The 9,681-nt window shown below is 61.6% G+C and carries 9 protein-coding genes and 1 riboswitch; of the genes, 3 read left to right on the top strand and 6 right to left on the bottom strand.

Annotated elements, in window-relative coordinates:
* Nucleotides 1-602: 602 nt before the first annotated feature.
* From VIM98_RS18710 to VIM98_RS18700, 3 genes are all read right to left on the bottom strand, one after another.
* Complete coding sequence (locus VIM98_RS18710) at nt 603-1,955, bottom strand: TolC family outer membrane protein (protein WP_331994618.1); 1,353 nt, start codon at nt 1,953-1,955, stop codon at nt 603-605.
* Nucleotides 1,956-1,992: 37 nt separating this feature from the next.
* Entirely contained in the window at nt 1,993-2,652 is a 660-nt protein-coding gene (locus tag VIM98_RS18705; protein WP_331994617.1) for a protein-L-isoaspartate O-methyltransferase, read from the bottom strand.
* 179 nt (nt 2,653-2,831) lie between these two features.
* Nucleotides 2,832-3,167: a hypothetical protein gene (locus VIM98_RS18700; protein WP_331994616.1), complete on the bottom strand. Its 336-nt coding sequence runs from the start codon at nt 3,165-3,167 to the stop codon at nt 2,832-2,834.
* A gap of 88 nt (nt 3,168-3,255) precedes the next feature.
* Here VIM98_RS18700 and VIM98_RS18695 point away from each other — a divergent pair, with 88 nt between their 5' ends.
* The 3 genes from VIM98_RS18695 (at nt 3,256) to VIM98_RS18685 (ending at nt 6,899) form a co-directional block, all read left to right on the top strand.
* Entirely contained in the window at nt 3,256-3,906 is a 651-nt protein-coding gene (locus VIM98_RS18695; RefSeq protein ID WP_331994615.1) for a TetR/AcrR family transcriptional regulator, read from the top strand.
* Between the two features lie 182 nt (nt 3,907-4,088).
* A riboswitch (TPP riboswitch) is annotated at nt 4,089-4,187 on the top strand.
* A gap of 82 nt (nt 4,188-4,269) precedes the next feature.
* Nucleotides 4,270-6,147, top strand: coding sequence for a phosphomethylpyrimidine synthase ThiC (gene thiC / locus VIM98_RS18690; RefSeq protein WP_331994614.1), 1,878 nt, complete (start codon nt 4,270-4,272; stop codon nt 6,145-6,147).
* Nucleotides 6,148-6,299: 152 nt separating this feature from the next.
* Nucleotides 6,300-6,899: a ferritin-like domain-containing protein gene (locus tag VIM98_RS18685; RefSeq protein WP_331994613.1), complete on the top strand. Its 600-nt coding sequence runs from the start codon at nt 6,300-6,302 to the stop codon at nt 6,897-6,899.
* A 210-nt stretch (nt 6,900-7,109) separates the two neighbouring features.
* On the opposite strand, the gene ppa is transcribed toward VIM98_RS18685, so the two are convergent.
* The 3 genes from ppa to VIM98_RS18670 form a co-directional block, all read right to left on the bottom strand.
* A complete protein-coding gene (gene ppa, locus VIM98_RS18680; protein WP_331994612.1) occupies nt 7,110-7,646 on the bottom strand; it encodes an inorganic diphosphatase in 537 nt (178 codons plus the stop codon).
* A gap of 134 nt (nt 7,647-7,780) precedes the next feature.
* Nucleotides 7,781-8,617, bottom strand: a complete 837-nt coding sequence (locus VIM98_RS18675; protein WP_331994611.1) for a 2OG-Fe(II) oxygenase — start codon at nt 8,615-8,617, stop codon at nt 7,781-7,783.
* Between the two features lie 62 nt (nt 8,618-8,679).
* On the bottom strand, nt 8,680-9,681 hold a 1,002-nt coding region (locus VIM98_RS18670; protein WP_331994610.1), incomplete at its 5' end, for a prolyl oligopeptidase family serine peptidase.

The raw sequence follows: 9,681 nt of genomic DNA, 5'->3' as shown, positions 1-9,681 counted from the left end.
GGCTGACGTCATAGCACTAAGCGCTAGAAGCAAGAAGGGGAGGCCGGCGTTTAGTCTTGAATCAGGCACCCTTGGCGAGCAATGGCAGTGTAAGCGAAGCCGCTTCCTACTACGTTTGTGTTTGGGAACCCGATCAATTGGCCTTTTATGGCTAGACACCTAGAATGAAGTTGTGCTTTTGCTGACCCACTTGCGCTAGCAGGAGTCGATCCGGCGCCGCTCACTGTCAGCTGGATAACCTTCGTCAAGTGGTCGACTAAAGCGCGAACCTCAAGGTCCTGTTCAGCCCCCGGAGCTGCAAACGCTCGAGCCCCACAAATAGTGACTGCGATGGCCAGCATCGATTGGGAGACATATTTCCTTTTCACTGGCTATCCCTCTTTTTTATTTGCTTCCTTGCATTTGATATTTTGATGCTTGATTTATTGCCAGGATGTAGGCGTGCAATGGTGTGTGCTGGCGAATCCAGTCATGTGTAGTGTCGGTTTTGGGTAAGCCATTTGTGAGCCACGCTCTTACATAATTTGTAGTCTTGAGCTTTTTGGCGCAAAAAAAAACCGGGCGCTATGCGCCCGGTTTTTTCGATCGCCAGTACTGCGGTTTTACTGCAGCAACGCGTTGATCTCTTCCATATCCTTCATGTCGATCGTGCCGGCTTCTTCCTTGAGCTGCAGCTTGTTCAACACGAATTGGTGGCGCGACTGCGAATACGTGCTTTGCGCCTGCGTCAGGGTCTGAATCGCGGTCAGCACGTTCAGCATGGTCTGGGTGCCGACGTCGAAGCCTGCACGGGTGGCTTCAAGAGCCTTCTGGCCCGAGTCCACGCCGGCCTTGGCGGCTTCGACCTGAGTGATGCCCGCCACTGCGGTACGGTAGAAGTTCAAGGTATCGCGGGTGACTTGGCGACGCTGCGATTCCAGAGCATCCTGGGCCGAGTCACGGTTGTAGATCGATTGGCGGACCTTCGACTGGGTGGCGCCGCCGGAAAAGATCGGCACCGTCAAGGTCAGGCCCACCGTGGTGCCGTAGGAACCGTTGCCCGGGATGCCCGCGCTGCTGGCATTCTCGAACCAGCTCGTGGTCTTGCCGCGCGTCACCTGGGCGCCGATCGTCGGCAAGTGACCTGCGCGCGCCGCATTGATGCTGTGTTCGGCCGCATCCACGTTGAATTGCTGCGCGAGGATCGTCGGGTTGTTCTTCAGGGCATCCTGCACCCACTGGTTGGGATCGGCTGGCGAGGGCGGATCCATCGGCAGGTCTTCGCGCAGCTTCTTCAGATCGCCGGTGGGCTTGCCGGTGATCTGGGTCAACGCTTCCTTGGCATCGTTGAGCGTGCTCTCGGCGGCGATCGTCTGCGCCTTGGCCTGCTCGTACTCGGACTTGGCCTGATAGACGTCTGTAATCGCCGAGAGGCCTACTTTGAAGCGCTGGTCGGCTTGTTCATAAGCCTGGCGCAGCGCCTCTTCGTTCGCCTTGGCGAAGGTCAATTGATCCGCACTGGTCAGTACGCCGAAATAGGCAGTGGTGACGCGGACGTACAGATCCTGCAGTGCAGCCTGATAGGTCTGATCCTGCGATTTGGATTGTGACTTGGCCGCCGACAGGTTGGCCCACTGGCTCAGGTCGACCACCGATTGGGTCAGCGTGGCGGAAATATCGCGCGAGCGGCTATGCCCCACGCCTGCGCCAAGATCGCTGCCGCCCGTGCCGTCGTTACGCGAATTGGAACCGGAGCCGCTGCTCTGGTTCAAGCCATAGCTGCCATTGATCTGCGGCAACATCAATGCGCGGGCCTGGGTTACGCCTTCGGCCGTGGCCAGGCGGGTCGCATCGCTCTGCGACAGCACCGGATCGTTGGCACGCGCTTCCCGGTATGCATCCAGCAGGTCTTCGCTGTGGCCTGCGAGCGGAAGTGCCGCCAGGGCCAGGGCAAAGGTCAGAAGCTTCAAGCGCATGGGTTGCCTCACAAGGAAAGGGTCGGGGTATGGCAAATCAAAAAACGAATCGACGCGGCGGTGCGGCGTGCGCGAGATAGGGCAGGTCGGTTTCGAACAGTCCCTCCTCGCGGTAACGCCCATTGCCTTCGTGGGTCAGCAGCACGGCGGTCTGTGCCGGCGATTCGCCACGCACGGCCAGCAGGCGCCCACCGGGTCGCAGCCAGCCAAGGAAACGCTGCGGAATCTGGTACACGGCGCCGGTCACCACGACGGCATCGAACTGGCCCTTGGGCTGCCATTCGTTCACTGCTTCGCCGGTTTCCAGCGATACATTGGCGATGCCCGCTTGCGCCAGGCGTTGGCCGGCAGTGGCGATGAAATCGGCATGCATGTCGACGCTGACGACTTGTGCCGCGAGGCTGGCCATGCAGGCGGTCAGGAAGCCCGAACCGGTGCCGATCTCCAGCACCTGGTCCTCAGGCTTCAGGTCCAGCGCCTGCAGGAAGCGACCCTCGATGACGGGTTTCATCATCGTCTCGCCATGGCCCAGCGGCAGGCCAAGGTCGGCGAACGCAAGATTGCGATGCTCGGCCGCGACAAAATCCTCGCGACGCAGTTTGCCCAACACCTCGAGCACGCGAGCATCGAGCACCTCCCAGGGGCGCACCTGGTTCTCCACCATGTTTTGCCGCGCCTGTTCGAAGTTCATCGCCATCTTGCTCACTTCTCTTGAAATTAGTCGAAAAAGGGCTGAAAGGATAAGCGCTTAAGGCCGCTTCCGACAACGTGTCAAAGCCTGCGGCCTGGCCTCCCCTCTACGAAGTGCCGGAAGTCACCGCGCGCGGTTGACGGAAGTCATGCGCGCGGCCGTGTCCGCGGACACTTGGGTGTTTCTCAGGCACTCAACCGCTGATTTTGCGCGGTTGTCGTGATGGATTTGATCGGTAGACGCACAAGGGCATCTTCCATGGCAAGATGCAGCCCGCTGTCGAGCCGGCGGACCCGGGCGGCCAGCGCGTTTTCGCCGCGGCAACTGGCCGCCACAGCGAGCCAGGCCAGCCAGCGCGCCAGACGACCGCGCTCGGTGGGGTCCAGGGCAGCAAGGGCTGTGCGCGCGGCAAACGCGCTCTGGCGGGCAGCGCGGGCGCCTTGATCGAGCCAGGCCGCCAGTGCGCGCTGCGCCTGCCGATAACCTGCGCTGAGGGTGAGTTCGACAGTCGTTGAAGGCATAAATGGGGCCATTCAGGATGGCCGTGGAAAATAATTGAACCGTGGCGTATAATAAACCCGCGTCAGCCATTTGTGAAGGTGCGAGCTAATGACCATTCTCCCGCAAGCCAAGCCGCAGGGACCCGGCCGTCCCAAGGACATGGAGAAGCGTGCGGCGATTCTTGAAGCGGCCAAGGCCCTGTTTATCCGCAATGCGTTCGCCGGCACCAGCATGGATGCCGTCGCCGCGGAAGCCGGGGTCTCCAAGCTGACGGTCTACAGCCACTTCGGGGACAAGGACAACTTGTTCCGTGAGGTCATCCGTGCGCGCATCCAGGATCTGGTGCCCGAGGACATCTTCCGGTACGACGCGCAGGCCGACGTACGCGACATGCTGCTGAAGATCGCCTTGCATCACGCCCACTTGGAATGCGATGTACAGAATGTGGGTACCTTCCGTGCGATCTTGAGCGACTGCCGCCAGGGCAATCCCCGTTATGGCAAGCTGATGTGGGAGGAGGGCCCGGACCGCACCCACGGCTTGATGGAACGCCTGTTGAGCCAGGCGGTTGACGGCGGCAAGCTCGACATTTCCAACCCCAAACGCGCGAGCGCGCAGTTTTTCTCGCTGATCAAGGGCGAATTGCTCCTGCGCCGCATGTTCGGCTGCGAGGATTGTCCGCAGGCGTATGCCACGGAGATCGAGCAGACCGCACGCGACGGCGTGGATATGTTCTTGCGGGCGTATTTGCCGCGGTAAGTGAAGCCGGCCACTGTGTGGCCGGTGAGGTCGCTCGCTAGCGCTCGCTATAAGGCGTGAAGAGGCAGCTTGTGGCTGAAAACCCGCGCTCTTCCTTCTCACCCTTCACCCCTTGTAGCGCCAAAGGCGCGGCCTCGCAGCCACGCAGTGGCCGACATCCCGCCTTTCTGTTCAAATAACCCACTTGGAAGCGGGGGTGCCGGCAGTACAGGCCGGCTGAGAGACACCCTTCGAACCTGATCCGGTTAGCACCGGTGTAGGGAAGCTTCGTCGCACAGGCCCGATGCCCCTGTGCTTCCGGCGCCATCGCTTTCGTCCCCAGCCCGTCACCGGGCGGTTCACTTTCTTTAGGACGTATTGCCGATGAATGCCCTGTCCTCCGAGCTCGTGCGCGCCGCGCAGGAACTTTCCGAAGCCGTCATCCGGCCGATCCCTGGCTCGCGCAAAATCTACGTACAGGGCTCCCGCCCTGATCTGCGGGTGCCGCTGCGAGAGATCGAGCAGGCGCAGACGCCGACGCTGTTCGGCGGTGAGAGCAATCCGCCGATCACCGTGTACGACACCTCCGGTCCTTACACCGATCCTGCTTATCGCGTCGACCTGGCCGCCGGCCTGCCGTCACTGCGCGCCGCATGGATCGCCGAACGCGGCGACGTCGAACAATTGCCCGACCTGTCCTCGTCGTTCGGTCGCCAGCGCGCCAACGATCCGCGCCTGGCGCCGCTGCGCTTTACCGGGACGCGCGCACCGCTGCGCGCCAAGCCCGGCGCCAATGTCACGCAGATGCATTATGCGCGCCGCGGCATTGTGACGCCGGAGATGGAATATATCGCCATCCGCGAGAACCAGCGTCTGGAAGCGCTGGCCAACAGCGCGCTGCGCCACCAGCATCCGGGTCAATCCTTCGGTGCTTCGTTACCGAAGTCGATCACGCCTGAATTCGTGCGCGACGAAGTAGCGCGCGGACGGGCGATCATTCCGGCGAACATCAATCACCCGGAAAGCGAGCCGATGATCATCGGCCGCAACTTCCTCACCAAGATCAACGCCAACATCGGCAATAGCGCGGTGTCGTCGGGTATCGCCGAGGAAGTAGAAAAGCTCGTCTGGTCGATTCGCTGGGGCGGCGACACGGTGATGGATCTTTCCACCGGCAAGAACATCCACGAAACGCGCGAGTGGATCATCCGCAATTCGCCCGTGCCGATCGGTACCGTGCCGATCTACCAGGCGCTGGAAAAGGTCGGCGGTGTGGCCGAAGAGCTGACGTGGGAGCTGTTCCGCGACACGCTGATCGAACAAGCCGAGCAGGGCGTGGATTACTTCACCATCCATGCGGGCGTGCTGCTGCGTTTCGTGCCGCTGACTGCACGGCGCGTCACCGGCATCGTTTCGCGCGGCGGCTCGATCATGGCCAAGTGGTGCCTGGCGCATCACAAGGAGAATTTCCTCTATACGCACTTTGAGGAAATCTGCGAAATCATGAAGGCCTATGACGTGTCCTTCAGCCTTGGCGATGGTCTGCGTCCGGGTTCGGTCGCCGACGCCAACGACGCGGCGCAGTTCGGCGAACTCGATACGCTGGGCGAGCTGACCCAGGTCGCGTGGAAGCACGACGTACAGGTGATGATCGAAGGCCCCGGCCATGTGCCGATGCAGTTGATCAAGGAAAACATGGAGCGTCAGCTGGAGAAGTGCCACGAAGCGCCGTTTTACACGCTGGGGCCGCTCACCACCGATATCGCGCCGGGTTACGACCACATCACATCGGCGATCGGCGCCGCGATGATCGGTTGGTTCGGTACGGCCATGCTCTGCTATGTCACGCCGAAGGAGCACCTCGGGCTGCCGAACAAGCAGGATGTGCGTGACGGCATCATCGCGTACAAGATCGCCGCGCATGCGGCCGATCTTGCCAAGGGCCATCCCGGTGCGCAGGTGCGCGACAACGCATTGTCGAAGGCGCGCTTCGAGTTCCGTTGGGAGGACCAATTCAACCTCGGTCTCGATCCGGACAAAGCGCGCGAATTCCACGACGAGACGCTGCCGAAGGATGCGCACAAGTCGGCACATTTCTGCTCGATGTGCGGTCCGAAGTTCTGCTCGATGAAGATTACCCAGGACGTGCGCGACTACGCTGCCGAACATGGTGTGGATGAAGGTGCCGCCTTGAATGAAGGCATGGCCGAGAAGGCCGCTGAATTCCGCGCACAGGGCGCCGAGGTCTACCGAAAGGCTTGATTCAGGCGCTTTTTGGGTTGAACTGCCCGATGCCGCGTACCGCAAGGTACGCGGCATTTTCACTTGTGCTTCGCGGCGATGCATACAGGATGGAGCAGTAGCGTGGCACCAGAGCCGCATGCATCCAATCCACTCATCGCGAGGAGGCAGGCATGTCCGCCAAGAAGCCGTTTCTCACCGATATAGAAAATATCCGCCGCCGTGCACGCGAGCACATCGACAAGGGCGCCATCACAGAGGGTTACAGCGCCGACCGCGACGCAGTGGTCAAAGTGCTCAATGAAGCGCTGGCGACCGAGATCGTTTGCGTGTTGCGCTACAAGTACCACTACTACATGGCCAAGGGCATTCATGCCAAAAGCGTAGCGGCCGAGTTCCTGGAGCATGCGGCCGAAGAGCAGGGCCACGCCGACCGTATCGCCGAACGCATCACCCAACTCGATGGGACGCCTAATTTGAATCCCGAGGGATTGCTCAGCCGGAGTCATTCCGACTATGCCGAGGGCGACGATCTTGTGGACATGCTGAAAGAAGATCTGGTCGCCGAACGCATCGCGATCGACAGCTATCGCGAAATCATTCAATACCTGGGTCATGACGATCCGACCACGCGCCGGATGATGGAGGACATTCTCGCCAACGAGGAAGAGCACGCCGAAGATCTCTCGACCTTGCTCGATCAACTTGGGCGTAAAGGGGAGCCGGCCAAGCCTGGCAAGAGCCGCGGTACTTCCGCTCCGGCGCATCACTGAGGGGCGCTTGGATCCCAAAGGGTACGTGAAGAAGAGCGGGAGTGAGTAAGAGCGTCAGGCTTGTCGCGTTTCCCAGCCCAGGTCTCTTCATTTGCTCTTGCACGTCGGCGTTCCGGAAATAAAAAGGGCAAAGAGAAATAGCGCAACGCCGCTCTTCCTCTTTACCCTTTACAGCCCCCGCATCGCGGGGGCGACCTGATGCTTAACGCCTCACGCCTTCTCCGCCTTGTATCGCGCCATACCCTGGGTGATCTCCGCCTTGGCCTCGGCGGCGCCGACCCAACCGTCGATCTTCACCCACTTGCCCTTCTCCAGATCCTTGTAATGCTCGAAGAAGTGGCCGATGCGCTCGAGCCAGTGGCCGGAGACTTCCTTGATGTCGGTGATGTGCGCATAGCCGGCGAAGATCTTCGGCGTCGGCACAACCACCAGCTTTTCGTCCGAACCGGCCTCGTCGGTCATCTTCAGCATGCCGACCGGATGGCAGCGGATCACCGAGCCCGGCACCAGCGGCAGCGGCAGGATTACCAGCGCATCCAGCGGATCGCCGTCGCCGCCCAGCGTGCCCGGCACGTAGCCGTAGTTGCAGGGATAACGCATCGGCGTGGACAGGATGCGATCGACGAAGATCGCGCCGCTTTCCTTCTCTACCTCGTACTTGACCGGCTCGGCATCCTTGGGGATTTCGATGACGACATTGATTTCGTTCGGCACGTCGCGGCCGGCGGAGACGAGATGCAGACCCATGATGGGAATCCTTGGAGGGAAGGGGAAACTTACAAGGATACGGCAAAGCCCGCTGCGGCGCAGCATTGGGGGTTTTACGGGCGAGGGATGAGCCACCGTAAAGGCGGCTCATCCCTCGCCCGTAAAAATCCGCCTCAGGCTCTAAATGGCCGCTCCCGCAGCCATTTCGTGGCAATCCACTTCTCCCCCTTGCTGACCGGCAAGCCGGCATGCAGGGAGGCTTGCTCCCCGGTTTCATAGGCGAAATAGACGGCCGAACCCTGCCGGGCAGTCACTACCATGCCGATCGCCGGAAAGCCGGTGCCACCGCCTTCTTCGGGGGTATTCAAATACATCACCACGCTGGCGACCCGTTGGCCGCCTTTGGCGGTGATCGCCGTAAAACCGGGCTGGGAGGGGTCGAACCAGTCCTGGTGGGCTTCGTATTCCTGGCCGGGCAGGTAATGCAGCACCTGCAGGCCTTCGCCGAACTCCACCGGCATGTCCAGCAGGTTCGCCAGGCGCGCTTCCAGGGCCGCGATCAGCGGCGTTTCGCCCAGCGTAAAGAACATGCCCTGACTGGTACGCGCCTCGTCGACCTGCTGCTTGCCGTTGACGTCCACGGTCATGGCACGGTGCATTCGCGGCTTTGCCAATGCGATCAGTTGTTCGCACTCTTCGTCGGTCAGCAAGCCCTCAAGCACGCGTAGCGCTGGCGATTCGACACTGACAGCGATGCGAATCGCGCGGCCATCGACATCCACTTGCGGCGCTTCCGGATGTTTCGGTCGGCGCCCGCTCGGACGCGGTGCGACCGCGTTGAGCGAGGTCAGTGGGATATTGAGCACCTCCGAGACCGCTCGACGGGCTTGCGCGGCATCGTAGCCGGCTTCTTTCAGCAAGCGCAGCACATCCGGCACGCCATGACCGGCACGGGCCGTGGCGAGGATCCATTCACGCAATTCGGGACGGATTTTGTGAAAGCTTTTCATGTAGCCCTGGACAGGCCGCGCGCCGCCGTGGCGGGCGCGGCCATTGCTAAGTAAGAGAGTGCTTACTTTACGTGGTCCCAGAGATAGATGTAGCCCAGCGCGTTCATGAAGGCCGATTGCTTGTTGTCCGCCGCCGCGCCATGACCGCCCTCGACGTTCTCGTAGAAACTGGCGTTGTAGCCCAGCTCGGTAAGCTTGGCGTACATCTTGCGCGCGTGCACCGGCCCCACGCGGTCGTCACGAGTGGACGTGGTGAACAGCACCGGCGGATATTTCTGGCCGGCCTTCGCGTTGTAGTAGGGCGAGAAGGTCTTGATCCAGTTCCACTCGGCCGGCTTGTCCGGGTCGCCGTATTCGGCAATCCATGAGGCGCCCGCCGACAAGTGCGTATAACGCTGCATGTCGAGCAGAGCGACCTGGCTCACTACGGCGCCGAACAGTTGCGGATACAGCGTAAGCATGTTGCCCATCAGCAGGCCGCCATTGCTGCCGCCCATGGTGCCCAGGTGCTCGGGCGAGGTGATCTTGCGATCGATCAGATCCTGCGCCACCGCCGCGAAATCCTCGTACGCGCGCAGACGATTGGCCTTCAAGGCGGCCTGGTGCCAGCGCGGGCCGTACTCGCCGCCGCCGCGGATATTGGCGATCACATAGACGCCACCCTTTTCCAGCCACGCACGGCCCACGCCGCCGCTGTAGGCCGGCTGCAGCGAGATCTCGAAGCCGCCGTAGCCGTAGAGCAAGGTCGGGTTCTTGCCGTTGGCTGCCAACTGCTTGGGAGCGATCTCGAAGTAAGGCACGTGCGTGCCGTCCTTGGAGGTCGCGAAGTGCTGGCTGACTTCGTACTTGGACGCGTCGAAGAAGCTCGGGCTGTCCTTCAGTGCCTGCGGTTCACCTTTTCCGACAACGCCGTAGTACAGCGTGGTCGGCTGCAGGAACCCGCTGACGGTGAGGAAATAATCGTCGCTGCGATCGGGGTCGATGCCACCGGCGGCGATAGTGGAGAGCTTGGGCGCACCGCCCAGGCTTTCGCGCTTCCACTGGCCCGGGGCGGGTGTCAGTAC

The sequence above is a fragment of the Dyella sp. genome (assembly GCF_036568765.1).
Taxonomy (GTDB): Bacteria; Pseudomonadota; Gammaproteobacteria; order Xanthomonadales; family Rhodanobacteraceae; genus GSA-30.
The sequence above is the reverse complement of the archived record's forward strand: the minus strand, read 5'-3'. Positions and strand labels throughout refer to the sequence as shown.

What these genes read in the sequence shown, in the direction of transcription:
- VIM98_RS18710 (WP_331994618.1), bottom strand. Translation starts at nt 1,955, where the DNA reads ATGCGCTTGAAGCTTCTGACCTTTGCCCTGGCCCTGGCGGCACTTCCG.
- VIM98_RS18705 (WP_331994617.1), bottom strand. Translation starts at nt 2,652, where the DNA reads ATGGCGATGAACTTCGAACAGGCGCGGCAAAACATGGTGGAGAACCAG.
- VIM98_RS18700 (WP_331994616.1), bottom strand. Translation starts at nt 3,167, where the DNA reads ATGCCTTCAACGACTGTCGAACTCACCCTCAGCGCAGGTTATCGGCAG.
- VIM98_RS18695 (WP_331994615.1), top strand. Translation starts at nt 3,256, where the DNA reads ATGACCATTCTCCCGCAAGCCAAGCCGCAGGGACCCGGCCGTCCCAAG.
- thiC (WP_331994614.1), top strand. Translation starts at nt 4,270, where the DNA reads ATGAATGCCCTGTCCTCCGAGCTCGTGCGCGCCGCGCAGGAACTTTCC.
- VIM98_RS18685 (WP_331994613.1), top strand. Translation starts at nt 6,300, where the DNA reads ATGTCCGCCAAGAAGCCGTTTCTCACCGATATAGAAAATATCCGCCGC.
- ppa (WP_331994612.1), bottom strand. Translation starts at nt 7,646, where the DNA reads ATGGGTCTGCATCTCGTCTCCGCCGGCCGCGACGTGCCGAACGAAATC.
- VIM98_RS18675 (WP_331994611.1), bottom strand. Translation starts at nt 8,617, where the DNA reads ATGAAAAGCTTTCACAAAATCCGTCCCGAATTGCGTGAATGGATCCTC.